At 47.2% G+C, this 26240-nt stretch carries 17 protein-coding genes; 10 read left to right on the forward strand and 7 right to left on the reverse strand.

Annotated features, from left to right (window positions below; translation table 11 throughout):
- Positions 1–2: 2 nt before the first annotated feature.
- The 4 genes from QUA53_RS14375 to QUA53_RS14390 form a co-directional block, all read right to left on the reverse strand.
- Positions 3–446: a Tse2 family ADP-ribosyltransferase toxin gene (locus QUA53_RS14375; RefSeq protein WP_333097861.1), complete on the reverse strand. Its 444-nt coding sequence runs from the start codon at positions 444–446 to the stop codon at positions 3–5.
- A 303-nt stretch (positions 447–749) separates the two neighbouring features.
- Positions 750–2621, reverse strand: a complete 1872-nt coding sequence (ftsH4, locus tag QUA53_RS14380; protein WP_333097859.1) for an ATP-dependent zinc metalloprotease FtsH4 — start codon at positions 2619–2621, stop codon at positions 750–752.
- Positions 2622–2847: 226 nt separating this feature from the next.
- Complete coding sequence (locus QUA53_RS14385; RefSeq protein WP_333097857.1) at positions 2848–3321, reverse strand: tryptophan-rich sensory protein; 474 nt, start codon at positions 3319–3321, stop codon at positions 2848–2850.
- A 112-nt stretch (positions 3322–3433) separates the two neighbouring features.
- The gene (locus QUA53_RS14390) at positions 3434–4279 is read right to left on the reverse strand and encodes a M48 family metallopeptidase (protein ID WP_333097855.1); all 846 of its coding nucleotides are present in this window, start codon (positions 4277–4279) and stop codon (positions 3434–3436) included.
- A 249-nt stretch (positions 4280–4528) separates the two neighbouring features.
- On the opposite strand from QUA53_RS14390, the gene QUA53_RS14395 reads away from it, so the two are divergent.
- A complete protein-coding gene (locus tag QUA53_RS14395) occupies positions 4529–5893 on the forward strand; it encodes an ATP-binding protein (protein ID WP_333097853.1) in 1365 nt (454 codons plus the stop codon).
- A 173-nt stretch (positions 5894–6066) separates the two neighbouring features.
- Positions 6067–6633, forward strand: a complete 567-nt coding sequence (locus tag QUA53_RS14400; RefSeq protein ID WP_333097852.1) for a hypothetical protein — start codon at positions 6067–6069, stop codon at positions 6631–6633.
- A gap of 312 nt (positions 6634–6945) precedes the next feature.
- Here QUA53_RS14400 and QUA53_RS14405 read toward each other — a convergent pair whose 3' ends face one another.
- Positions 6946–8142 (reverse strand): GNAT family N-acetyltransferase, encoded by a 1197-nt coding sequence (locus QUA53_RS14405; protein ID WP_333097849.1) that lies wholly within the window; start codon positions 8140–8142, stop codon positions 6946–6948.
- A gap of 119 nt (positions 8143–8261) precedes the next feature.
- Entirely contained in the window at positions 8262–8960 is a 699-nt protein-coding gene (locus QUA53_RS14410) for a RibD family protein (RefSeq protein ID WP_333097847.1), read from the reverse strand.
- A gap of 286 nt (positions 8961–9246) precedes the next feature.
- On the opposite strand from QUA53_RS14410, the gene QUA53_RS14415 reads away from it, so the two are divergent.
- From QUA53_RS14415 to QUA53_RS14440, 6 genes are all read left to right on the forward strand, one after another.
- On the forward strand, positions 9247–9630 hold the full coding sequence (locus QUA53_RS14415) for a photosystem I reaction center subunit IV (protein ID WP_333097845.1): 384 nt from the start codon (positions 9247–9249) through the stop codon (positions 9628–9630).
- Between the two features lie 2 nt (positions 9631–9632).
- Positions 9633–10565 carry a DNA-formamidopyrimidine glycosylase gene (locus QUA53_RS14420; protein WP_333097843.1) on the forward strand — a complete coding sequence of 311 codons (933 nt, stop codon included), beginning with the start codon at positions 9633–9635 and terminating at the stop codon, positions 10563–10565.
- A 187-nt stretch (positions 10566–10752) separates the two neighbouring features.
- A complete protein-coding gene (locus QUA53_RS14425) occupies positions 10753–10968 on the forward strand; it encodes an NAD(P)H-quinone oxidoreductase subunit O (protein ID WP_333097841.1) in 216 nt (71 codons plus the stop codon).
- 109 nt (positions 10969–11077) lie between these two features.
- Positions 11078–12031, forward strand: a complete 954-nt coding sequence (gene mdh, locus QUA53_RS14430) for a malate dehydrogenase (protein ID WP_333097839.1) — start codon at positions 11078–11080, stop codon at positions 12029–12031.
- A gap of 172 nt (positions 12032–12203) precedes the next feature.
- On the forward strand, positions 12204–12395 hold the full coding sequence (locus QUA53_RS14435; protein ID WP_333248919.1) for a hypothetical protein: 192 nt from the start codon (positions 12204–12206) through the stop codon (positions 12393–12395).
- Positions 12396–13431: 1036 nt separating this feature from the next.
- On the forward strand, positions 13432–17991 hold the full coding sequence (locus QUA53_RS14440) for a PAS domain S-box protein (RefSeq protein WP_333097836.1): 4560 nt from the start codon (positions 13432–13434) through the stop codon (positions 17989–17991).
- Between the two features lie 407 nt (positions 17992–18398).
- Here the strand turns inward: QUA53_RS14440 and QUA53_RS14445 are convergent, their stop codons facing one another.
- Positions 18399–22529, reverse strand: coding sequence for an EAL domain-containing protein (locus tag QUA53_RS14445; protein ID WP_333097834.1), 4131 nt, complete (start codon positions 22527–22529; stop codon positions 18399–18401).
- A 462-nt stretch (positions 22530–22991) separates the two neighbouring features.
- On the opposite strand from QUA53_RS14445, the gene acnB reads away from it, so the two are divergent.
- Together acnB and QUA53_RS14455 are read left to right on the forward strand one after the other, a co-directional pair.
- On the forward strand, positions 22992–25607 hold the full coding sequence (gene acnB, locus QUA53_RS14450) for a bifunctional aconitate hydratase 2/2-methylisocitrate dehydratase (protein ID WP_333097832.1): 2616 nt from the start codon (positions 22992–22994) through the stop codon (positions 25605–25607).
- A gap of 70 nt (positions 25608–25677) precedes the next feature.
- Positions 25678–26091, forward strand: coding sequence for a hypothetical protein (locus QUA53_RS14455; RefSeq protein WP_333097830.1), 414 nt, complete (start codon positions 25678–25680; stop codon positions 26089–26091).
- Positions 26092–26240: the final 149 nt, after the last annotated feature.

Here is a 26240-nt window from a genome sequence, read left to right on the forward strand (position 1 = left end):
TATCAAACTTTCTCCCATTCGTTCTGTGTCTGGGCCAGGGCTGCTTCATATTTCTCTAAAAGCATTGTAGCGCTTGGCAAAATACTGACATGAGTTGGACTATCTTGCACAGCTTCAATATCTCCGAGGATCTTGCTATCGTCAATCTGCCAAAGAGGATCTTTTCCTGTTCCACCAAATTTTGGGGGTTTGCGGAATGGTGGTAAGCCTTCTATAGAGAGGGATACAGACATTCCTTTTGTGTTTCTAATGGCTACAGTGACAGACTCCTCTGAAGACTTGCGTTCTGTTTCTGGTAGTAAATAACCTTGTTCATCCAACCACTCTTTGGGCACTTGCTCAACATCAATGTCAATACTGGGTCTGACTCCCAGTAGCCTCGCGTTGCGTCCCATTTTGGGTTTACCGTTTTCTTCTGCCATGCCTCGATAATAGAGTCTTGCCATTAGCCTTTTATCAGCCCAACTCGATCGCCCGACCAATCATAATGTAATTGCTGCATTGGTTGGATGCGATCGCTCTTTGTTTTTGCAGCTAATTCGTGAGATGTCAGTGCTCATTTATTTTGATTTGAGTATCAGGGAGAGCGCCCTGTGATTGCTCTCCCTGAATACGATTACTTGCGATCGCACAAACGCGGGTTTGTCCGTTTGCCGTTGTCTGTTTCAGTCGGCTCATCGTGGATTACGATCGCAAAACGCAGATGATTTGGAATCATCTGCGTTCATCGGCGGTTTAATTAAACCCTATTAAACTGAAGCCGGAACCTTATCTAAAGGCCGCACTTGACGGAGGTATTCGCGAAGTGCGTCACCTTCCACTACCTCAGTTTCCAACAGTTTCTGCGTAATTGTTTCCAACAACTCTCGATTTGCTTTCAGAATATCCACAGCTTGCTGATGTGCAGTTTCGACAATTTCCTTCACTTCTTGGTCGATCGCCTCAGCAGTCTGAGCACTGACAGCGCGGCGGGCATTTCCCATACCGTCGCCGAGGAACGATTGTTGACTCCGATCGTAAGCTAGAGGCCCCAAAACCTTACTCATCCCGTAAGTTGTCACCATCCGTTCAGCTAAATCGGTCGCCCTTTGCAAGTCATTGGAAGCGCCAGTAGTAATGCTACCAAACACGACTTCCTCAGCCGATCGCCCGCCCAACAAAGTCGCAATTTGACCCCGCAATTCCGACTCATCTAACAAGAAACGGTCTTCAGTCGGTAATTGCAACGTGTAACCCAAAGCAGCCATCCCGCGAGGGACGATCGAGATTTTGGCAACTTCGCCATTACCAGTCATCAGAGCACCCACCATCGCGTGGCCGACTTCGTGATAAGCAACGATGGTTTTCTCTTTTTCATTGAGCACGCGGCTTTTCTTTTCCAAGCCAGCCACGATGCGTTCGATCGCCTCTGCAAAGTCTTCTTGTGCTACAGTTAGGCGTTTGTTGCGCGCCGCCAACAAAGCAGCTTCATTGACCAAATTTGCCAAATCTGCGCCGGAAAAACCGGGGGTGCGAGTGGCGATCGCCTTCAAATTAATATCCGGGCCCAACTTCACTTTTTGAGCGTGAATGTTCAAAATTGCTTCGCGGCCAGATAAATCCGGGCGATCGACTAAAACTTGGCGATCGAAACGACCAGGGCGCAACAAAGCAGCATCCAAACTTTCCGGGCGGTTAGTTGCAGCCAGAACAATTACCGTAGTATTGCCCGCCGCAAACCCGTCCATTTCAGTTAACAGTTGATTGAGAGTTTGTTCGCGTTCGTCATTCCCGCCGAAGCTAGCGTTACTGCTACGAGATTTGCCGATCGCGTCCAATTCATCAATGAAAATAATACAAGGAGCCTGTTTCTTAGCCTGCTCGAATAAATCTCTAACTCTTGCAGAACCAACACCTACAAACAGTTCCACAAACTCCGAACCGGAGATGCTAAAAAACGGTACGCCAGCTTCACCAGCCACTGCTTTTGCTAACAGAGTTTTGCCAGTTCCCGGAGGCCCGACTAACAGCACGCCTTTCGGAATTCTCGCGCCAATTGCCGTAAATCTGTCAGGGGTTTTCAGGAATTCAACAACTTCCACTAATTCAGTTTTAGCTTCTTCTACTCCAGCCACATCAGCAAAAGTAATTTTCGCCGATTCGCCTTCTACATAGACCTTAGCTTTGCTTTTGCCGAGCGAGAGCGCACCCTGCGGCCCGCCACCCTGCCTGTTCATGAAAAATTGAAAAATCGCCACAAAAATCAGCGGCGGAACCACCCAGCTTAAAACACTCCCGATCCAGCCATTTTTGGCAGGGGGAGTTGCCGCAAATTCAACGCCTTTTTCTTGCAAAAGTTTAGGCAGTTCCAGGTCAAAAATTGGCGTAGTTGACAGCACTTGACCGGGTTTGTCACCTTCGCCTTTGAGTTGGTAGCGAATTTCATTTTGACCTACCGAAGCTCGGACTACATCTTGTTCTTGAACCTGATGGACGAACAAGCTGTAAGGCACTTGGGGAATTTGGGGGCCGAACAAATTCGGTAAAAAGATGTTTGCCAGCAGAAACAAACTTGAGAGCAATAACAAGACATTGCTAATTTGTCGAAAACGAGGTGGTTGGGGCTGGTCTTTAATGGCCATTGATAACTGTCATCCTTTGATTTAAAGCCGTTTTATTCATCTATTTTCTCATCAACCAGGCAGACAATGTTAAGCGGATTTCCTCACTTTATCGGGTGGGTTAACCCGCTAGCCGGGATTTGCTATTATTAACAATGCTTTTTTTAACGAACCGCGAAGACGCTAAGAAAACGAAGGAAGAGAAGAGCCTTATAGTATGTAGGGTGCGCCGCAGAGCGCCGAATATTTATGCAGCTTCTGGGTTTAATTGAATCATTTCCCAGGTTGTATAAGTGCCGATCGCACCCCAAATCACGTAAGGCAAAAGTAACAAAGCCGCGGTTTGAGAAATCGGCAAAACAACAAACGCCAGCACAAATCCCAAAATCTCGCCAGCCCCTCCCAAAATAGTTCCTACTTTCAGGCTTTTGGCTCTGAGAGTAGCAGGAATATAAGCAACTGTTACAATTTCTAAAAGTAAGTACAAAGCCATCAGCAGCCATGTTTTAAGGCTCCCTGGTTCCTGTTCCCACACGAAAGTAGCGCTGCCGGCCCCGCAAGCAAAAATTACCGTCCAAATTAACGGAATTGCAGGCTCAAAAAACATCCAATCCGGCCTTTGAAGTTTTACTGCCCAGTTAATATCGCGCAGTTTAAAAAACAGAGTACCCATGGCGACTGAGAAAGTCACGCCGCCGATAATCATCCAAGATTGAATCATGGTTTTCAACTTTCCAATTGCTCGATCGCTCATTAAGTCGATCGTGCCAACTCCCAGCCGAACTTAGATCCGCCTTTAGTAATAACTTTTGTAAAGCCCTATGCAATTATTGCTAACCGCCAGACAAATTCTTAGCAAACTCTTCGCGTCCAGACACCAAATTAGGGGGAACGCCGTTAGGGTAATTTTGCGCGATTAAAGCTTGCAACTTTTGAACTCGGTTTTCAGGGTTTGGGTGAGAACTCAAAAACTCCGGCGGTGCTTCGCCCTTCCTAGCTGCACCGAGAATTTGCATTACCTCAACAATACCTCTCGGATCGTAACCCGCCTCCGTCATAAACCGAAAACCGAGCCGATCGCTCTCAAGTTCATCCGATCTACCGTACCGCAAACCGACCACTTGATTGACAGCTTGAGCAATTAATGCTGCTTGCTGACCCCCACCGCGATCGTCGCTAGTAGCCACCCCAACCGCCGTTACCAAAGCCCTGCCCAACTGCTGTTTTGCCAAGTGTTCCGCAGCGTGGCGCGCCACAACGTGACCGCTTTCGTGCCCGAGTACAGCAGCCAACTGAGCCTCGGAATTGAGCCGTCGCAGCAGCCCTGCAGTAATGAAAACTTGTCCCCCCGGTAAAGCAAAAGCATTCACAGTTTCGGGGTCTCGCAGCAGGTGGAATTCAAACGGATAACCCGCTTGTTTCGCGGCCGAACCGTTGACAACTCGTTCTCCTACTCGATCGACATACTCCTGAATACTCTGACTCGGATAAAGCCCCCCGTACTTGGCGGCCATTTGATCTCGCGCCTGCAATCCCAAAACTATCTCTTGGCGGGGAGAAAGCTGTACCCGCTGTCTCTCTCCAGTTACCGGATTTTGTACGTCGTTTGTAAAATAGGTGATTGCTCCAAAAAATGCCATTAATAGCCCGATCGCAGCTCGAAATAAAAATTTGTTCACAGGCTTTCTACCTAAAAAGTTTAGCGAGTACAATACTAGGCTGACCGCTAACTCGACATCTATCTGAAGTATTAATAATGGAATATTGTTATAGTTTTTTTGGAATCATTGGCTAAGAAGGCTTTTTTTAACGAACCGCGTAAGCGCTAGGACACGAAGGAAGAGAAGAAGTGAAGAAGGTTATAGTTATTAAATCGGTTAAATCTGTTGAATCGATTACACAATCAGTTGCCGAACTTCCTTCGCAATATGTTCCAAGCTACTCGCCGCCGCCTCGCTATTTGGTACACAGCCGTTACTGCTGTATTGTTACTTGTATTCGCCACTGGTTTCTATTTCTACGTCCGCAATACTTTGATCGATCGCATTGATGACACTCTCAATCATGTTGTAGAAGTAATAGAGCGAACTCTCGTTATCGAACCGCTAACTTTCCCCAGTACCACAGAGAAAATTAAATTGCAAGTTAATATTCAAGCGAGTTTTCGAGATAGCACCGATGCAGTAGAAGACGACCACATTGATTTAGAATGGTTCAGTCCTACGGGGGAATTGCTGTGGTCTACATTATCGGAACCGCTGAATATTCCCATTCACGCTAACCGTACCGGCGAAACAGTTTGGATAATTAATAATAAGTTACAGTCCGATCAAAACTATTCCCTCAGACAAGTAACGCAGCGAGTACAAAGCGGCCGCCAAGTTCTGGGATATTTGCGAGTCAGCCATCCTTGGTTTGAAGTGACAAAACCCATCCGCCAATTAATTCTCGATTTGATTTTGGGCGCGAGTTTAACTCTAATTTGCGTTGCAGCTATTGGCTGGCTGCTGTCGGGATTGGCTATGAAACCTGTGCGGGAATCTTACGGGCGTCTCAAACAGTTTACTGCTGATGCTTCTCACGAACTCAGAAATCCGATCGCCACTATTCAAACTAACGTCCAAGTAGCTTTAGCGGAACCGGATATCGAACCGCAGCAGCATCAACAGCTACAAGTTATCGAACGTCTCACGCGCCGTTTGGGGCGCTTGGTTGACGATTTGCTGTTCTTAGCCAGACAAGATAGCGGTATCGTCCAGCAGCAGTGGATTGAGGTTCCTCTCGATGCTTTGCTGATGGAGGTAATTGAAGAACAACAGGCGATCGCCACAACCCAAAATCTCTCTCTTTCTTTGGAAATTGTCGATCTGCCCAACGCTGAGGACAACTTTACACTGTTGGGAGACTGGGATCAACTAGCCCGACTTTTTACCAATCTCGTCAGCAACGCCGTGCAGTACACCCCCTCTGGAGGTCAAATTCAAGTAGAATTGGAGGTGGCAGCTAAAAACAAAAGAAATTCGCCAATGTTACACCCAGCGCTGCAAATAAAAGTAACAGACACCGGCATCGGAATTTCCGCAGAAGCCCTGCCGCATTTATTCGATCGATTCTATCGCGCAGATCCCGCCCGCACCCACCGCAGCGCCGCTGGTTCCGGTTTAGGATTAGCTATCGCCAAAGCAATTGTCGAAAATCACCGCGGCCAAATCCGCATTGACAGCCAAGTCGATCGAGGTACCGCCGTTACCGTCACCCTCCCCGCCCACAAATCAGAACAATTCCGCCTTTAAAACTTCCCCTCTTCCTCTCTTCCTCTGCGCCCTCTGCGGTTTAAAAAAAATCTACCCCTCAAACCCTTATTCTTCCTACCTCGCGCCCAAACCCAGCTATTAAAATTCATTTCCGCCATAGATTAACATAAACGTTGTTGGAAAACCTCGATCGAACTTGTGAGGAGTTATTTATGTTTCGCCACAATCTACCGTTAAAAAAAATCAGCTTGCTAGCAGCCACCTGCGGAGGTTTACTCGTTAGTCTCGCAACACTTTCCCAAGCCGGCGGCCCACCGCCCCAACAAGGAAAACCCGTTTCCCAACCCGCAGAGACTCCTGCAGCCACTGAAGAACCCGTCAGCGAACCAACTCCGGCTGCAAGTCCGGGTCTGAGGGGGATGCCCTCTACACCCACAGATGCGCCTCCCCGCTTCCCCATGCCCAGTGCGAGAGTTACGCCTGCCGAAGGCATGATAGTAATTAAACTGGTGAATACCACCAATGCTGTCATCAATTATCAAATCGTAGGCGTGACCCAGCCGCGAACTCTGGGCGAACAATCTGAAATTCTGCTTCAAGCCCTCAAAGTGCCAATCACCCTCACTTACCAGCGCCCAGACGGCGGATTGGTGCTGGTTCGCCCCCAAGCAACCGCGATGCCGGGTATGTTGCAAGTCAGTTTCAGCGCGACAACTGAGGTGGCCGCTGATACAAAATCCCTGGAAATTCAGGAAGATGGGAGAGTATTTTTGAATTAGGTTAATTGGTTGACGGTTGACTGTTACCATTCGTCTCAACTTAAGACTAAAACCCATAATAAATATCGTTTATAGTTGAGTTTCGATCCCCCCTAACCCCCCTTATTCAGGCGGGGAAAAGAGTCTTCTTACGTTCCCTCTAACTCCCATTAATAAAGGGGGAAGATCATTAAAAGTCTCCCTTATTAAGGGGGGTGCGAGGGAAATCGAAACTTCGATACCAACGAGATATACAAAGGGTTTTAGTATTAGGTTGACACCGATAGACTGTTAGTAATTCCAAATTTCCCATTCCAAATTCCCAGTCAGCCGTCAATCGCCGAGTAACAACGGAGGTAACTTAGTAAAAGGTAAATCCTCGTTGATTGCATCAATTTCTTCCTGTTCTCTTTCGTTGATTTGACCGATATAAGACTTGAGAATTTGGGCCAGACGGTTGTTATAAAATCGGTGCAAACTATAATTTGGCGTAGCTGGAAAGCCGCGCCGTTTTTTGTGCCGTCCGCCGGCACCGGGATCGAAGCTTTGGATGCCCCGATCGATCGCCCATTCGATCGGCGTATAGTAACAAGCATCGAAGTGCAAGCAGTCGATTTCCTGCAAACTTCCCCAATAACGGCCGTACAGTCGATCGCCCTTATACAAACAAAAAGACATACCCACCGGCTGTCTCTCATCTTCCTTGTCGTAGGCGGCTACAAATAAAACTCGATCGCGATAATTGTGGTGCAACTGTTCAAAAAATCGCTTAGTCAGATACTTGCTTCCCCACCAACCAAATTTGTCGCAAGTATTCTCATAAAAAGCATACATTTGAGCAAACATGGCTTGGGGAATTTCATCGCCAGTCAGCGTTTTTATCAACAAACCAGCTTGATCGACTGCTTTGCGTTCGCGTTTGATATTGCGGCGCTGGTTGGCATTAAATGCGCCTAAATAATTGTCAAAATTTTGATAGCCTTGATTTTGCCAAATATAGCTGTGGTGCAGCCAACTGCTGAAACCGTGGCGTTCCATTCTTTCGCGCCATTCTGGATCGACGTAGAGGAAATTGCAGCCCGAGATATTGTGGCGATCGCAAAAATGGTCGATCGCGCTTACCATTACTCCGGTTAACTCGTCTTCATCTTCTCCCTCGGCAATCAAAAATCGATAGCCTTCAGCCGGAGTAAAGGGCGTCATTCCCATCAATTTCGGATAATATTTAATGCCCAAACGTTGAGCTAAATCGGCCCACTGATTGTCGAACACAAATTCGCCGTAGCTGTGGCTTTTGACATAAAGTGGCGCGCCAGCAATCAACTGTTTGTCTCGCCACACAGTCAAGTGATGCGGCAGCCAACCGGTTTTACCTGTCGCACTGCCCGAGACTTCGAGATTGTTAAGCCAATCCCATTCTAGAAATGGAGTTTTTAGTGGCATCGCCAAGGCATCCCACGACGCTTGCGGGATTTCGCCTATTTTGCTAATCCAGGCTACAGAATATTCAGATTTTGGCTGTTTCAGCATAGGGAGATTTGAGCGTAGAGCGATCGAACTTAATTTAAGTTAATACAATCTCCCCTGCTTGTGTAATTACTCGCCACAGGCAAGATGCCTGTGCCACACAACTCTTGTGGGGTGGGCTTCTAGCCCGCCCCGAATCTATAATGCAAAAATACCTCTTGTCCCACCTGTTTAACCGCCAAAAGCTCCAATTTCGGGGCTAAATCCGCCAAAAAACCCTCTCCCTCCACAGGTGTCGGTGCATCCGCCCCGCCCAAAATTAACGGGCACACCGTCAGCCAAAGTTCGTCTACCAAGCCTGCAGCCAGCACAGACGCTACCAGTTTCCCCCCCCCCAGAATCGCCAAGCGCTTGATACCAAGAGTTTCTAGCTGTTGAAACGCATCAATCCAATCAATTTCTCCACATGCGGTTTTTGTATAGATAATTCGATCGAACTTACTGTTTGTCATCGGGTAGGGAAAGGGCAGTGCCGTGTGCCTACTGTCTTGCCCCGTCAGCAGCCACCGAGGTACCGGTTGCTGGAAAAATCGCAAGTTGGGGTCAAATTGGGACGATCGCGAACATACAATTTGCACCGGTTGTGGCGGCTTCCCTTGCAGTTCCCTCTGTTTGACCAATTCCGGCGAAATCACTCTCATCGTCGTCCCATAAGCCTGTAAAGTGCCGTTGCCGAACAAAACGGCGTCACTTGCTGCTACTTGCTGTTCGAGGTGGGCTTTGTCGTTGGCAGAACCGAATCTCGCGGGAGATCGTACTGCATCTGCTATTTTACCGTCAGCACTGATCGCGAGTATTACTGTTGCGTGAAGTCCAGTCATTACTTATCAGAATTTCGCAGAACATTTAACTGTAGCAATTCAAAACTATTTGTAAAGTTTGTTTTCAACTCGCTCGGACTGGTTTTATTTGACGGATAATGTGGGTTTATTTATTTTGCAACCCCAGCGATCTCCCTACCAAAGTATTTACTTTTCTTTACAAACAGCCGACAAAAAACGGCGCGGGAGGTAAAAAATTCGTTGCAGACTTTAAATGCGCCGCGCGATCGACTAGAGTAAAAAAAATGGCTTGATCCGTTTATTCATCGCAAAGGAAAAAAAGCTCATGGTTCAACGCGGTTCAACAGTCCGGATTCTCCGCAAAGAATCCTACTGGTATCAAGAAGTGGGCACCGTTGCTACGGTAGACCAAAGCGGCATTAAATACCCAGTTATCGTTCGCTTTAACACCGTAAATTATGCAGGCGTCAACACCAACAACTACGCCGAAAGCGAATTAGTGGAAGTGGCAGCACCCAAAGCAAAAGCGAAAACAGCGACTGCTGTAGCTTCCGGCGGCAAACAAACCACGCTCGACGAGAAAACTCGGAAAACCGGCAGCGGAGGAGCCCCCTCGCAGCCGAAAACTTCGACCGACAGCAAACCCGGCGCCGAAACGCCCGGCAGCGTCGAAGGTTCGCCTCAGGGTCAAGGAACAGAACAGCGCTAATTGTGCCAGAACTGCCAGAAGTTGAAACTATTTGCCGGGGTTTGAATCAAGCAACCCTCGATAGAGAAATTTTGGACGGGGACGTGTTGCTAAACAGCACGATCGCCCGCTCAATCTCTGCGACCGATTTTTTGACACAACTCAAAGGAAAGTCGATCGCCCGCTGGTACAGGCGCGGCAAATATCTACTGGCAGAACTATCTCAATTCCCCGAAGGAGAAAGAGAGAAAGGGAAAGGGGGAGAATTTAGGGATCGAACTCCAAGGTCTTTCCCTCTTCCTTCTTCCTTCCTCCTTCCTTCAAAAGCCGGCTGGTTGGGCGTTCACCTCCGGATGACCGGACAACTGCTGTGGGTGAACCGATCCGAACCCCTGCAAAAACACGCGCGAGTACGGCTGTTTTTTGAAGGAAACCAAGAATTGCGCTTTGTAGACCAGCGCACCTTCGGGCAAATGTGGTACGTGCCCGCACAAACCGAGGTTTCCAGCACAGTCATCGGTCTGAAACTCTTAGGCCCGGAACCGTTTTCCGACGAGTTTACAACAGAATATTTGACCCGCAAGCTGCACCGGCGGGCGCGACCCATAAAAACAGCTTTGCTAGACCAGTCGCTGATAGCTGGTTTGGGCAATATTTACGCAGACGAAACTTTGTTTTTGTCGGGAGTGATGCCCACAACTCTGTGTGCGGATTTGACCGCAGAGCAAATAGGGCGCATCCATACAGCTATTATTCAAGTTTTACAGAAGGCGATCGAATCCGGCGGCACTACTTTTAGCAATTTTCTCAATGTCCAAGGTGTCAACGGCAACTACGGCGGCGTCGCTTGGGTGTACAATCGCGCCGGTCAACCCTGTCGCACTTGCTCCACAACCATCGAACGTATAAAATTAGCAGGGCGATCAACTCATTTTTGCCCCATTTGTCAAACATAGGAAGCAGTCAATGGATTTTAGGCTTTAGATTTTAGATTTTAGATTTACCCCACGAATCGCACCCCTTTATTCCTTAGTCCGCGTAGGCGGACTTCGTTTGTTTAGTAGCGATTTCAATCGCAAAGTGACTTTCAAGCCAAATCTAGATTAAAATTTGTATAGTTTTTTAAACTAAACAAAGCAAGTTATGGCAATCAAGAAAGGCAGTATAGTTCGCGCTGTACGCGAAAAATTGGAAAACAGTCTAGAAGCCAAAGCCAGCGACCAGCGCTTTTCCTCGTATATATTTGAAACAAAGGGTGAAGTGATGGATATTCGCGGCGACTATGCCTTCGTCAAATTTGGCAAAGTTCCCACTCCCAATATTTGGCTGCGGGTAGATCAACTAGAAGATTTTAAGTAAGTCACCAAAACTAAACATCACTGCTCTTAATGTAGCGAAGGGTGCACACCGCGCACCTTTCCCCAATTAAGCTGATTGCTAAAATCTAAAATCTAAAATCTAAAATCCAATGAATTCTCCATCAAACCGCGTATCAATTATTGGTGCAGGCAAAGTGGGCAGTACCTTAGCCCAGCGAATTGCTGAGAAAAATCTGGCAGATGTAGTATTGCTAGATATTGTGGAGGGCTGGCCGCAGGGCGTTGCTTTAGATTTGATGGAAGCCAGGGGAGTGGAACGCCACGATCGCCAAATTGTCGGTACAAATGATTATACAGATACAGCCAACTCAAATATCATAGTAATTGCCGCCGGAGTTCCGCGCAAACCCGGTATTAATCGGGAAGATTTAATTAAAATTAATGCTCGAATTGTCACGGAAGCATCAAAACAGGCGATCGAGAATTCTCCCGAAGCAATCTTAATCGTAATCACAAATCCCCTAGATATCATGACTTATTTAGCGTGGGAAGCTGTGGATTTGCCCAAACACCGAGTCATGGGTATGGGGGGAGTTCTCGACTCCGCCCGCTTTCAAACTTTTATTGCGATGGAATTGGGCGTTTCAAATGCTGAAATTAATGCAACTGTCATCGGTTCTCATGGCGATTTGATGGTTCCTTTGCCACGCTATTCTACTGTCAACGGTATTCCCATCAATCAACTTATGGATGCTGAGGCGATCGATCGAATCGTACAGCGAACTCGCCACGGCGGCGCAGAAATTGTCGGATTGATGAAGATTAGTAGTGCTTATTTTGCACCCGCATCTTCTGCCTGTTTGATGGTAGAATCAATTTTACTCAATCAGTCACGACTGTTGCCTTGCTCCGTTTATTTGGACGGCGAATACGGCGTGCAAGATATATGTTTGGGAGTTCCCTGTCGCTTGGGGTATCAGGGAGTCGAACAGGTAGTGGAACTCGAACTCAGCGATAGGGAAAGAGCAGCCTTTATCGAGTCGGGCAAAGTGGTTGCCCAAAATATTGAGGAAGCCAAGGCAATATTGAAAACTGCTTCTTAAGCTTGTAGCAGTTCGGCGATCGCAGCAGCCCGCTCGCCACTGCAATATAATAATAATTTATATTGAGTATCAAAGGGCGATCGCTCTCTCGAAACTGCGCTTCTCGCATTTCAACTGCGCTTTGGTAAATATCATGGATATGCTTGTGAGGATGTATTTCACAAGCCGAAAAATGGCAGCAAGGAACCGACCGATAAACATAAAATTTACTCTAAAAAATTTGGTAAAAACGCAAAAACTGGCAAAAGCATTTGAACTTTGTCTGCGCGACAATACCATCAGAGTTTCTGTAGAAATTAAAGCAAAAATCTGCCATCTTTTCTTTACTGCTAAACCAACAGCAGAAGCAGCCGGTTTTGGCTGATCTCTCCCTCGCGAGCCGATTGCCGAACTACACGGTGGCATTTTAAAGGTAGAAAGTGAAAGGTGAGTTTATACGAAATTTATCATTACTTTGCCCAAACTTTAATCGTCGCGATCGCCCTTTCTATTGATCGAGCTTGAAATACCTTTATTTTACCCAAAAATGTGATACCGTGAATATTTGTATTATTGAAAATTTTTACAGTTCTCAAAAATCACAAAAATCCGGCAAACAGTCTCCGCGCGTGCGAAGTTATCGAACGCGCGTTCGGGGTCGTTGCGGTAGGAAATCGCCTTTGAGTTGAGCCAATTTAACCATAGCCTGCAACTACCTCAACTGTTTGACCGAAAACTAACCTCTGATTCGGTGATTTTTAATCATTTTAAAAAAAATTCTATTCCTTACATAAAAAAATGAGAATGCAAGAAAAAATATCTCAAATTTCTGGTTAACCTAAAGGCTGTAAAAAATATAATTTAGGATAGATAAATCAAGCATTACTTAAAAATCGAGAAAAGGCGATGGTCTAAGTTTAGACAAATTTTAATAGAGGCGAACCCAACAGGATATTCGTTCGCCAAAACAAAAAAAAACTTGCTAGAGTTTTCGGTAATAATAAAAAGGTGACAATTGCAACCGAAGGCGAGCCAAAAAATGTCAAAATTAGTCAGAGATGCTCCTGCCGATCGCGCAATAGAACCGGGTTTCTTCGTTCCACTTTCGGAGCTTCCCTGACTTAATTACGTTAAAAAACCGAGTTTATGTGTAAGTTTGCTTACCATTATTCTCAATAATTGACAACTTATGACGTAGCAATTTGTGCCTTTTTTAAGTAAATGTACGTAACCTAAGATGCTCGATTGATTTCCCAATCTAGAAAAAATACGGAAATGCAGCCTGAGTAGCTGCTAAGTGGTAGCAGAAGGAGGAAAATATGTCCTTTGCATTTTTGAGTTACCAGACTCAACTTGCAGAGCGCTATTGAGATGCCATCAACCTCGATACCAAACCGCAAAATAACTAAAGAAAAAGCATTATGTTTCATGAATACCTGTATCACGAAGTAACCAACCTGCGCGAGAAACTAGCTCACCTAGAAAGACAAACGCAGTCTCAAACCTGGTTCAAAAAGCTGCAAGCGCTGATGGGAGTTATTAGCAAAATTCGTGAATCCCTAGACTTAGAAACAATATTCAAAATCACAGCCACCGAAGTTCGGCAACTCCTAAATGCCGATCGAGTCGCAGTCTACCGCTTTTTTCCCGAATCCGAAGGGAATGAGGGCGAAGTAGTGTCCGAAGACGTACTGCCCCAATACAGCCCATCTTTGGGAGCAAGAATCCGCGACTACTGTTTCGGCGAACAATTTGCAGCTAAATACACCAAAGGATACGTTCAAGCAGTCACGGACATCTACAAAGCCCGGTTGAGCCCTTGTCACCTCAAAATCCTCAAGCGGTTTCAAATCCGAGCCAACTTAGTTGTACCCCTACTGCAGGGGAAACATTTGTGGGGATTGCTGTGCATTCACTCCTGCGGTCAACCCCGCCAGTGGCAAGAAGACGAAATCGAATTTGCCAAACAAGTAGGCGACCATTTAGCAGTTGCCATCTACCAAGCCGAACTGCACTTGCAAACCCAGAGGCAAATAGCAGAAATCGAATCCGCGCAGCAGAAACTCCGCGACAGCGAGCAAAAATATCACCAAATTCTCGATTCGATCGCCGATATGGTATTAGTCAAAGGCCCGAAATCCAAAATTGTTTGGGCAAATCAAGCATTCCGCGATTATTACGGCATGACTCAAGAGGAACTTCAAGACATCGTAGACGCACCTTTCGCCGATCCCGACAATACTCTCCAGTACGTCAAAGATGACGCCTTCGTATTTGACACCGGACACACTCTGCAAATTTCCGAAGAACCGGTGACGCGCTACGACGGAGAAGTGCGGCTGTTCAGCACCGTCAAAACACCGATCCGCAGCGCAGACGGCCAAATCGTCATGACTGTCGGCGTCTCCCGCGACATGACGGAACGCAAAAAAACAGAAGAAGCCGTCAAAGCCAGCGAAACCAAATACCGCAGCCTGGTAGAAACATCTCAAGACATGATTTGGTCTGTCGATGCGATCGGGCACTACACCTTCGTCAACCCAGCAGTTAAGTACATTTACGGTTACGAACCAGAAGAAATGATCGGTCGGCCGTTCTCCGACTTTGTGACACCAGAACAAAGCCAGAAAGATTTAGAAGTTTTCGCCCGCCTGGTAACCGGAGAATCAATTTTCCAGTACGAAACCACCCAAATCGCCAAAGACGGCAGCATGAAACATTTAATGTTTAATGCCATTGCCCTCTACGACGAAACCGGAAACTTCCTCGGCACGACCGGTACAGCCACCGACATTACCGATCGCAAGCGAGCAGAAGCAGCCTTACAACACGCCAACGCAGAACTAGAGCGCAGAGTAGAAGCACGCACGGCAGAACTGCGCCAGACTTTTGCCGCCCTCACGGCCAGCGAAGCCAGGTTCAGGACGATCGCGGCGACCATCCCCGGAGCTCTGTTCCAATTTTGCAGCAGCCAGGGAGTGTGGAGAGTGGACTACATGAGCGATCGCATCTTCGATCTCACGGGCGTCACAGCAGCAGAAATGACGCGAGACTTAAGTACATTTATTTCTCGCATCCACCCCGAAGACTCGGAAAGCCACCTCGCTTCCGTCAACGAAGCCGTAGAAAATCTTTGTCCCTGGCACTACGAAGGACGGTTAGTCAAGCCCGACGGTGAGATTCGCTGGTGGCAAGGCGACTCAATGCCCACGCGCAGCGAGAACGGCGACATAGTATTTTGCGGTGTCCTGCTCGACATCACCGATCGCAAAGTTGCCGAAACCGCCATCCGCAACAGCCAGCGGCAGCTAAAAGAAGCCCAGAGACTTGCCCACGTCGGAAATTGGGAACTCGACGCAGCCACCGAAACCCTCACTTGGTCGGAAGAACTTTTCCGCATCTTCGGGCTCGAACCGGCAGCCTTTGCACCCAACTTAGCCGAACAGGTCGCTCTGATTCATCCAGAAGATTTGGAATTGTGGCAAACTCAAGTGCAACAGGGACTCGCAACAGGCATCCCTTTTGATTTTGACTTTCGCCTGTACCGTCCCGACGGCATCTTGCGACACGTGAACGCCCTGGGCAAAGCCGAAACCGATGTGAACGGCAAGGTGGTAAAACTGTTCGGTACGGCGATCGACATTACCGATCGCAAAGCCGCCGAAGCTGCACTGCGGCAAGCAGCAGTCGAGTTAGAAGACAGAGTGAGCGATCGCACGGCCGAACTTTCCCTAGCAGTCACGCAATTAGAACAAGAAATTGGCGATCGCAAACAGGCAGAAGCAGCGCTGCAAGTTTCCGAGCAAAACTTGAGAACCATATTTAACAATGTCTACGATGCTATCTTGATTCACGATTTAGAAGGAAATATTCTCGATTTCAATAATCGAATGTTAGAAATGTACAGAGTTACTCCAGAACAAGCAACAAAATTATCAATTAAAAACGACTATTCAAGTAGCGACAATCCCATTGAACAAATGGGAAAACTTTGGGAAAGAGTATTAGCCGGCGAAACAGGTCGCGTGGAATGGAAAGCGAGGCGTCCCAACGACGGTTCAACTTTTGATGCAGAAATTGCCCTATCCAGAATTCATCTCAACGGTAATCTCAACATCATTGCCAACGTCCGAGATATTAGCGATCGCAAACAGGCAGAAGCAGAACTCCAACACGCCCAACAGTTTATGGAATCAGTGCTCAAAACCATACCCGTAGGAGTGGTTGCCAAGGATGCTCAAGAACTGCGATTTGTACTGTGGAACCCAGTAGCTGAAAAGTTACTCGGTTTGAGTGCAGCAGAAGTGATAGGCAAAAATGATTACGACTTTTTCCCAACAGAACAAGCTGATTTTTTCACCGCCAAAGACCGGGAAGTGCTAAACAACGGACAAATTGTAGAAATCGCCGAAGAAGAGATTGAAACGAGGCAGGGAGAAACGCTGATATTTCATACCAAGAAAACAGCAATACTCGATGCTGATGGCAAACCGCAATATCTATTAGCTGTCACCGAAGACATTACCGATCGCAAGCGGGGAGAAATTGCCTTGAGGCGATCGGAAGCCCGACTCAGACAGCAGGCAGAGCGAGAAAAATTGCTCAACAACCTCACGACTCAAATCCGCAATTCCCTCGATTTCGACAGCATTATTGCTGTCGCCGTCCAAGAAATTCGGGCTTTCATGCAGATCGATCGGTGCTATTTTTCCTGGTACCGCAGCGAACAAGAAGAGGCTTTTTGGGAAATCATTCAAGAATCTCGCAGAATAGAACTTCCCGATTTAATAGGTTGCTATAAAGCTTCTGACTTCGGCACTATAGGAGAACAGATGTTGCGTCTAGAAACGCTGCAAATCGATGATGTCGGAGCGCTCGCAGACCCAGTTTGGATAAGGTCTCTTAACTCTCTGGGCTACCGATCTGTGTTGGCAATTCCGATGCAGGCACTTTCGGGGGTAGTGAGCGTTATTACCTGCGCCCACTCTGCTGCTGTGCGACCCTGGAGTGAGGGCGAAATAGAATTATTGCAAGCGGTTACAGTTCAATTGGCGATCGCTCTCAACCAAGCCGATCTTTACGCCCAAACTCGCAATAAAGCTCGCGAATTAGAGCAAACATTGCAGAAATTAACCAGCACTCAATCGCAGTTAATTCAAAATGAAAAAATGTCAAGTCTCGGTCAACTTGTCGCAGGAGTCGCCCACGAAATCAACAACCCAGTTAACTTTATTTACGGCAATCTCAGCCACGCCAACGACTATACCCAAGACTTGCTGCACCTAATCGAACTTTACCAAAACCACTATCCCGATCCCGTCCCGGAAATTCAACAGGAAGTAGACAAGATTGAACTCGACTTTTTGATGGAAGACTTGCCAAAGTTGCTGTCTTCAATGAAAGTCGGTGCAGACAGAATTCAGCAAATTGTTGCTTCTCTCCGCACATTTTCCCGCATGGACGAAGCAGAAAAGAAAGCAGTCAACATCCACGACGGCATAGATAGCACCCTGATGATTTTGCAGCACCGGCTCAAAGCTAAACACAATCATCCAGAAATTCAGGTGATTAAAGAATACGCTCAACTTCCCTTAGTAGAATGTTATGCCGGACAGTTAAATCAAGTATTTATGAACATCTTGAGCAATGCTTTGGATGCTTTGGAAGAACGGGATCAGCGCCGTTCTGCTGAGGAAATGCGGCAACAGCCCAGCCACATCCGCATCCGCACTGAAATATCGCCAGCGGGCAAGGTAATCATTCGGATTTCTGACAACGGGCCGGGCATACCGGAGACAGTCGGCACTCGGCTTTTTGACCCGTTTTTTACCACTAAACCTGTGGGTAAAGGAACTGGGATGGGCTTGTCGATTAGCTATCAAATTGTTACAGACAGACACAACGGGTCGCTCAAATGCACTTCTTCTCCGGGACAGGGTACAGAATTGACGATCGAGATTCCCCTCAAAGCTAATTGTTAATGGGGAATTGGTAAGTTGTAATTGGCAATTGGCAATTGCAAAAGCGTTACTGTGCGTCAGTTTGGTACTTTTAAACCATCTCAAATCCGGTAGTATTGTCTTCATAAAATCCAGTCAATAGTCAACAATCACCGACTGTGCAACCGGAATTAATCTAATTCATCTGCGTTAATATGTGTTTATCTGCCCTTATCTGCGGTTTTTAAAAGATAATTGATAGCCGCAGATTACAAGAGATTAACCCGGATTCACGCAGATTAATAATTCCGATGCTAACAGATTTGATTGTCACCAAAAATCTAATTTTGATGCACAATTTATTCCTTGGTGCATCAGTTTCGAGATTGTGAGTTTGTAGAAAAAATGTCTTCACGGGGTGACGCACGATTTACCAATCTGTACCTCACTCAGTCCATAATTGCTTGATTACCGAGATTTATCAGGATTTCTGTCACGGTAGAACTGTCCAAAGGTTTAGAAAACCAATATCCCTGAGCTAATTCGCAGTCGAGTTCTCGAAGCTGTGCTAACTGTTCGCCTGTCTCTACACCTTCGGCGATCGCATTCAATCCCAAATTGTGAGCCAAAGTTACGATCGCCCGCACAATCTGCAAAGGCTGACCCCCGTCCTCACCATTTTCGACAGCCCCCAAGCGGCTTACAAAAGATCGATCGATCTTCAGTGTATCCAGCGGAAAACGGTGCAAGTAACTCAAAGACGAATAGCCAGTACCGAAATCGTCGATCGACAATCGAATATTTCTACCTTTTAATTGGGCTAGCACAATATTGGCTTTCTTCACATTTTCCACGATCGCGCTTTCAGTAATCTCCAATTTTAAACAGCTCGGATCGCAGCCAGTTTCTGCTAAAATCTCATCGATTTCGTCAATTAAATTCGGCATACCTAACTGTTTAGGAGAGAGATTGACGCTCATTGTTAATTGCGAAGGATCGATAATGGGTAATTTAAAATTCGGAATTGGTACCTGGGAAGTGGTACTGAACGTAGCCGAAGTATTGGTAATTGGGAATTGAGAATTGGTAATAGATGAGTGGAAATCGGTAATCGGGAATTGGTAACTGGGAATTGGTAATTTTTTACCGATTCTTTCTTCCCTGTGACCAATACTGGCACTACGCTCACTAAAAGTTTCGTGTTCCTCATTCCCTGTATCTGTTACATCAGTTAAATCCCCTACATTGCCCGTTCCCTTCTTCCCTGTTGTTACCCGGAGCGAAGTCGAAGCGCCTTCTTCCTTCTGGTTAGCCTGAGCGAGTTGCCCTGAGTCAAGCCGAAGGGAGTGGAAGGGTCTTGTTCCGACTTCCATTGGACTTCTTCCCTGTTCATCGGTTAACATTTCTTGCCAAATCCGCAATTGCTGACAAGCTTCCCGCAACACCCAGACTCCCAGAGGCACGATCAAACCTGTTTCTTCAGCTACAGGGATAAAAGTAGACGGTGGAACTAAACCCCGAACTGGGTGGTGCCAGCGCACCAAGGCCTCAAAACCTTCGAGCGCACCGCTGGCGATCGAAACAATTGGTTGGTAGTGCACAATAAAGTGCGAACATTGATTCTTGCTCTCTCCTAATTCCTCCTTGCCCAAAATAGCCAACCGCAGGTCAGTTTCTAACTGCAACAGCGACATAGTTTGGTCGTGCATCGCCAAATTAAACACTTCGTGGCGGGCCTTACCCAAAGCTTTAGCGCGGTACATAGCGATGTCAGCATCGCGTAGGAATTCTTCCGGGTGAGTGTACGAATTTGATGCGCCACTGGCGGTGGCTTCACCTCGACTGAAAACAATGCCAATGCTAGCGGTTGTAAATACCTCGTGCCCTTCGAGATGAAACGGCTTTGTCAGTTCTTTTTGTATCTTTTTAGCTGCGAGGGTGGCGTCGCTGAGGCTCTGAATGTGGTCTAGCAGGATGGTGAATTCGTCTCCTCCCAGCCGGGCGACGGTATCAGAAACCCGGACGCAGGTTTGCAGTCGCTCCGCAAGGGCGATTAGCAATTTGTCGCCTAAAACGTGTCCTAAAGAATCATTAACTACTTTGAAGCGGTCTAAATCTAGGAAAAGTAAACCAAATTTGTAATCGGGGGACTGATTGGAGCGGCGGATGGCTTGTCCTAGCCTGTCGATGAACAAAACCCGGTTGGGCAAACCCGTCAGCGCATCGTGAAAAGCGCCGTGCAGCAGTTGCCGTTCTACTCGCTTGCGCTCGGTGACATCTCGGATAATAATCTGGCCGGCCGTCGAGCCTTGATAAGTAGCGGGGATGCCGGCCATTTCAACGTCTATTATTTGTCCGTCGAGCCGCATCAGTTTTTGTTCGGCAAGCTCGAGTGGCTGATTTTCTGTCTCGACTAGCCGAATGCGCTCTGTGGCTATTTCTACATAGTTTGGATGCACGAAATGCAATATTGGAAAGCCCATGAGCGCTTCGGGAGAGCTCGCACCGAGGAGTTTCGCGCCGGCAGCATTGATGTAGGCGATTTTCCCTTGACTGTGAACGGCGATCGCTTCGGGAGATAGTTCTACTAAACGGCGATAGCGTTCTTCACTTTCTTTGAGAGATACTATTAACTCGCATCGCTCTTTTTCAGCTTGCTGGCGTTCGAGTTCCATTTGGTGAACCGCCAGAATTTTTCCAATACTTTGAGCCATCAATTCTATAATTTCTATTTCCTCGTACTTGAACTTTCTTTTCTTGATTTCTGGCGAACTAAAACTTAAAGTGCCGTAAGTTTTATTGTTAACAAATATCGGCGTTCCAATGTAAGATTCCGCGTGGCAGTTCTGATAAGCAGGATGTTCGCGCATCTCAATATCTGCTCCTATATGAGAATACGCAACTGTTTTGTTAAGTTTAATGACTGCCGCGCAGTAAGTATCGCTGAGGTTCAATTCTAAACCTCGCACAAAGTATTCTAACTCTGTTTTAGCTGCTCGAACAATAAAAGTCTCGTTGTCAACTTCAGCCATGATGCCCCTTGAAAGTCCAAACATCAAACAGCCTGCTGTTAGATAATCGTCAACCAGTTCTTCAAAGTTTTGATAATGATAAGTTGTAATCCGGTGCAAGTGTTTGAGATTAGCGCTAAAAGCTGCTAAAGCTTGAGAATTTAAAAATAATTCTTCTTCCGATCGCTGGCGGTCGGTAATGTCTGTTTGCACTCCAATAAAGTGGGTTAAGTGTCGCCGCGAGTTGTAAACCGGAGCGATCGACAGTTCGTGCCAAAAAGGCGTGCCGTCTTTCCGAAAGTTGCGTAATATAACTTGAGATTCTCTACCTTCTTCAATCGCAATTCGCAATTCTTTGGCAGCGGGGCTGTCAGTGTCTGTCCCCTGCAAAAATCGGCAATTCTTCCCGATTAACTCGTCTCTGCGATAACCAGTAATCCGCTCAAAACTGGGATTGACATAAATAATTGGATTATCTGCTACGGTTGCGTCGGTAATTGCAATGCCGTTGCTGCAACTTTCGATCGCCCGTTCCATCATTTGTAAGCGCTCTTGCGATGTAATGCGCTCGATCGCCGCAGCTAATACGTTAGCGATTGCTTCTACAAAATAAACGTCATCTTGACTGAAAACCCGCCCTTGGCTGGTATGAACCCCCAAAATGCCCCAGGCCGGCGAGGAGGAACTGTTCGCTGGTTCTGCTTGTCCCCAGTTCCTCCCCAGTCCTCGATTGCCGGGAACGATCACAGTAACGCCGCTGACAGCCCGGTGATTGTGCAGCAGTGGCAACTCGCTAAAGCGCGTTTCCACCCGCAAATCTTCGACGATTGTCGGTTCGCCCACTAGCAATGTGTAACCTGCTTGCGATCGAGCAGAAGCGGCAACAGTAGCGCTGCCGACGAGGCCCGGCTGCCAGCCAACCCCCGCTCGCAGAAGAAAAGCATGACCAGAGGGCAACAGTTCTAACAACTGGCAATAATCAACGTCCAGGGTTTGAGCAATTAAAACCGCAGCTTTGTCCATCAGTGCGGACAAATCTGTTTCTGCCAGGGCCTGCTGCCCCAAGTAAGCGACGGCCGCTTGCTGGCGGGCTCGCGAGTGGATTGAGGTGAGCAATTCCTGCTCCTTGGCGGCGACTCGTTTCCGATCGGTAATGTCGGTGAACACCGACAGAACAGCTTTCCCCGACACCAATGTCAGATACCGCATCGATACACTTGCCCAAAACAGCGTGCCGTCAGCTTTTTTAAGCCGGACTTCTGTCTCGCGGACGTGTCCGTTGCGGGCGAGCCTCAACAGCAATTCCTGGCGATCTGCAGGTTTGTGGTAGAGCATTTCGGCTTTTTGGCGGTCGATCGACTTGAATCCTGTGAACCCGAAAGCCTGACGGCATAAATCATTGCTATAAAGAATTGTGCCGTCCGCCAGACTGCTGACGATCAGGGGCAGTGGCATCGAGTTGGCGATCGTCAGCAGTAATTCTTTGGTTCCTTGCAGCTCTTTGTACAAGTCTGGCTTGGACGCCCAGCCGTGACAGTCTTCAGACTTTTCAGGGATAAAACTTTCCATTGTTTAATCGATCCATTAGCAGGACAACTTTTTTAAACTTGTGGTCAATCAATACTGCGGACGGTTTTTAATTAGCATTCGTAGAATAAAAGTTTCAAGGGGATTCGCCAATCGAGCTATCAACGGACAATCAAGGGTTTCAAACTACGAACTAAAAACAGTCCAGATTATTGGTAAATGACGATTTCAGATGCAGAGGACGATCTACAGTAGCCCACAACACATTAATCTTAACCAGAACTATGCAACTGAACGCCCCTAAACTGCTCGGCTGAAGTTTGATATGCAGCTCTCTCGTTAAAGACCACATCTGTCTTTGGTATGACAATCTACTGTTTTTAAAGTTGCGTTAAGTTTTGATAAGAGCGAGGTACTTTAACCAATGTGCAGCGGAAGCTCCTAATCTAAAAAGTAAAGTCACCTACAAACAACCACCGAATACTATCCGAGGAGAGAGGAGAAATGCTTGAATCTTACCGCCGTAACGCTGCCGAACGGGCCGCTTTGGGAATTCCACCGCTGCCGCTAGACGCCCAGCAAACGTCGGAACTGTGTGAACTGCTGAAAAATCCGCCGGCTGGAGAAGAAGAAACGTTAATAGAATTATTGCGCGATCGCGTCCCGCCCGGAGTAGACAGCGCCGCCTACGTCAAAGCTGGTTTTTTAACTGGCATTGCTAAAGGCGAAATCCACAGCCCCCTAATTGCTCCCAAATGGGCAGTTTACCTGCTGGGGACAATGATGGGCGGTTACAACGTCCAATCTTTAATCGATTTGCTCAACCCCACTGCCGAAATCGCCATTCCCGCCACCGCCGCCCGGGCACTGAGCAAAACGTTGTTAGTATTCGACGCTTTCCACGACGTTATAGCTTTGTCTGATACCAATCCCTACGCCAAGCAGGTAGTCGATTCTTGGGCGGATGCCGAGTGGTTTACAGGCCGTCCTGTGTTGCCAGAAGCGATTACCGTTACAGTCTTCAAAGTTCCTGGAGAAACCAATACTGACGACTTATCGCCTGCACCTCATGCTACCACGCGGCCGGACATTCCCCTACACGCTTTGGCGATGCTCGAAAGTAAGATGCCAGGAGCTTTGCAAACCCTTGCCGACTTGAAGCAAAAAGGTCATCCCGTAGCCTATGTTGGTGATGTTGTCGGTACCGGTTCGTCACGGAAATCAGCGATTAATTCCGTACTCTGGCACATTGGCAATGATATTCCGTTTGTGCCGAACAAACGCAGTGGCGGTTATATTTTAGGAAGTGCGATCGCCCCGATTTTTTTCAATACCGCTGAAGATTCCGGCGCATTGCCGATCGAATGTGATGTCTCCCAAATGGAAACAGGAATGGTAATTACCATCCACCCCTACAAAGGCGAAATCACCAACGAAGCCGGAGAAATCATCTCCACCTTCACCCTCAAACCCGACACAATTCTAGACGAAGTTCGTGCCGGTGGTCGAATCCCGCTATTAATTGGAAGAACTTTAACCGACAAAACCCGCGCAGCTTTAGGACTAGAACCTAGCACTATTTTTACCCGTCCAACAATCCCAGTAGATACGGGCAAAGGCTTCACTTTAGCACAAAAGATGGTAGGCAAAGCTTGCGGTTTGTCCGGCGTTCGTCCAGGTACATCTTGCGAACCAGTCATGACAACAGTCGGCTCGCAAGATACTACCGGGCCTATGACTCGGGACGAATTAAAAGAACTTGCTTGTTTGGGATTTAGCGCCGATTTGGTAATTCAAAGTTTTTGCCACACGGCCGCTTATCCCAAACCAGTTGATGTCAAAACTCACCATGAATTACCCGATTTCATGTCACAGCGGGGCGGCATAGCTTTGCGGCCTGGAGACGGCATTATTCACTCCTGGCTGAATCGAATGTTATTGCCGGATACAGTGGGAACTGGCGGAGATTCTCACACTCGTTTTCCTTTGGGAATTTCTTTTCCTGCTGGATCGGGATTGGTGGCATTTGCTGCTGCCTTGGGCGTCATGCCTTTGGATATGCCGGAATCGGTTTTAGTGCGGTTTAAAGGTGAATTGCAGCCCGGAGTAACCCTGCGGGATGTTGTGAATGCCATTCCCTATGTAGCAATTCAAAAAGGTTTGCTAACCGTCGAGAAACAGAACAAGAAAAACATCTTTTCTGGGCGGATTATGGAGATTGAAGGTTTGCCAGATTTGAAGGTCGAGCAGGCTTTTGAATTGACCGATGCTTCTGCCGAGCGTTCTTGCGCTGGATGCACGATTAAATTGAGCGTAGAGACTGTTTCCGAGTACATTCGTTCTAATGTCGTGCTGCTGAAAAACATGGTGGCGCGGGGCTATCAAGATGCGCGGACGATGATGCGCCGCGTAGCGAAGATGGAGGAATGGCTAGCAAATCCGGTACTGCTGGAGGCTGATGCTGATGCGGAATACGTTGAAATCATCGAAATAGATTTGAACGACATTACAGAACCGATTGTGGCTGCTCCGAATGACCCGGATAATGTTAAGTTGTTGAGTGAGGTTGCGGGCGATCGCGTTGACGAGGTATTTGTCGGTTCTTGCATGACAAATATCGGTCACTACCGCGCCACTGCGAAGGTGTTGGAAGGTGCAGGGGAAGTGAAAACTCGCCTGTGGATTTGTCCGCCAACTCGGATGGACGAACAGCAACTCAAAGATGAAGGTTATTACAGCATTTTTGGAGCTGCTGGAGCGCGTACAGAAATGCCCGGTTGCAGTCTGTGTATGGGCAATCAAGCGCGGGTTAAAGATGCGACAACTGTGTTTTCAACTTCTACTCGTAACTTTAACAACCGCATGGGCAAAGATGCACAAGTTTATCTCGGTTCGGCGGAATTGGCAGCCGTTTGTTCGCTGTTAGGTCGCATTCCTACAGTCCAAGAATACAATGACATTGTGTCGAAGAGAATCGATCCTTTTGCTGGTGATTTGTATCGGTATTTGAATTTCGATCAAATTGCTGGTTTTGAGGATGAAGGCAGGGTGATTGCTTTGGAAGATATGCCTCGAATTGAGGATATTTTGGGGATTCCCGATGGTGTGTTGAGCAAGTAAAAAGTGGGGCGGGCCATTGCCCGCCCTTTGTTTATAATATGAGTAAATAAGAGAAAGGAAAAAACTAATTATGTCAGAAGAAGTTTTAAGCAGCGAAAGCCAAGGGACAGTAAAATCCGCGCCCGAAACTCCTATGGTTGAAGACAAAGAAAGCAATCGCCCCTTAAGCCAGCCCATCGCAGAATTTCTGCGCGTAATTCAGCAGACTCCCAGAGAATATTGGCCTAATTTACTTCAGATGATGCGCTTATTTATGGAAACGGTGACAGTAAAGCCACTCTTGTCCGATCCGGCCCAGATATCTGAGCAAATAGACATTACTAAACTGTCGTTGGAGGAACGGATACAAAGAAATCAAGGTGCAATTGAATTATTGCGCTCATGGCGAGAAGATGATGACGAACAAGAGCAAAAAGAAACTGCGGAATATCTAGAACAAGTGATAAATGAAGATCGAATGTCTAATCGACCCTTGTTTCAATGAGCAGAATAATTATTTTGGATTCTGGCCCATTAGGGATGGTAACAAACCCTCAAGCCAAACCTCATTATTTGGAACCCACATTCCGCAGATATTTAAGCAGAGAGAAAGGAAGATAGATTCGGCAACACAAAACCCCCAAACGATTGCTG

This window comes from Microcoleus sp. Pol12B3 (assembly GCF_036701355.1).
In the GTDB taxonomy this organism is placed as follows: Bacteria; Cyanobacteriota; Cyanobacteriia; order Cyanobacteriales; family Microcoleaceae; genus Microcoleus.

Excerpts from the sequence above, each read along its gene's own strand:
- QUA53_RS14435 (WP_333248919.1), top strand. The coding sequence starts at position 12,204 with ATGGCAGCAAGGAACCGACCGATAAACATAAAATTTACTCTAAAAAAT.
- QUA53_RS14375 (WP_333097861.1), bottom strand. The coding sequence starts at position 446 with ATGGCAAGACTCTATTATCGAGGCATGGCAGAAGAAAACGGTAAACCC.
- QUA53_RS14395 (WP_333097853.1), top strand. The coding sequence starts at position 4,529 with ATGTTCCAAGCTACTCGCCGCCGCCTCGCTATTTGGTACACAGCCGTT.
- QUA53_RS14425 (WP_333097841.1), top strand. The coding sequence starts at position 10,753 with ATGGCAATCAAGAAAGGCAGTATAGTTCGCGCTGTACGCGAAAAATTG.
- QUA53_RS14440 (WP_333097836.1), top strand. The coding sequence starts at position 13,432 with ATGTTTCATGAATACCTGTATCACGAAGTAACCAACCTGCGCGAGAAA.
- QUA53_RS14410 (WP_333097847.1), bottom strand. The coding sequence starts at position 8,960 with ATGACTGGACTTCACGCAACAGTAATACTCGCGATCAGTGCTGACGGT.
- QUA53_RS14415 (WP_333097845.1), top strand. The coding sequence starts at position 9,247 with ATGGTTCAACGCGGTTCAACAGTCCGGATTCTCCGCAAAGAATCCTAC.
- QUA53_RS14385 (WP_333097857.1), bottom strand. The coding sequence starts at position 3,321 with ATGATTCAATCTTGGATGATTATCGGCGGCGTGACTTTCTCAGTCGCC.
- QUA53_RS14445 (WP_333097834.1), bottom strand. The coding sequence starts at position 22,529 with ATGGAAAGTTTTATCCCTGAAAAGTCTGAAGACTGTCACGGCTGGGCG.
- QUA53_RS14405 (WP_333097849.1), bottom strand. The coding sequence starts at position 8,142 with ATGCTGAAACAGCCAAAATCTGAATATTCTGTAGCCTGGATTAGCAAA.
- QUA53_RS14455 (WP_333097830.1), top strand. The coding sequence starts at position 25,678 with ATGTCAGAAGAAGTTTTAAGCAGCGAAAGCCAAGGGACAGTAAAATCC.
- mdh (WP_333097839.1), top strand. The coding sequence starts at position 11,078 with ATGAATTCTCCATCAAACCGCGTATCAATTATTGGTGCAGGCAAAGTG.
- QUA53_RS14400 (WP_333097852.1), top strand. The coding sequence starts at position 6,067 with ATGTTTCGCCACAATCTACCGTTAAAAAAAATCAGCTTGCTAGCAGCC.
- acnB (WP_333097832.1), top strand. The coding sequence starts at position 22,992 with ATGCTTGAATCTTACCGCCGTAACGCTGCCGAACGGGCCGCTTTGGGA.
- ftsH4 (WP_333097859.1), bottom strand. The coding sequence starts at position 2,621 with ATGGCCATTAAAGACCAGCCCCAACCACCTCGTTTTCGACAAATTAGC.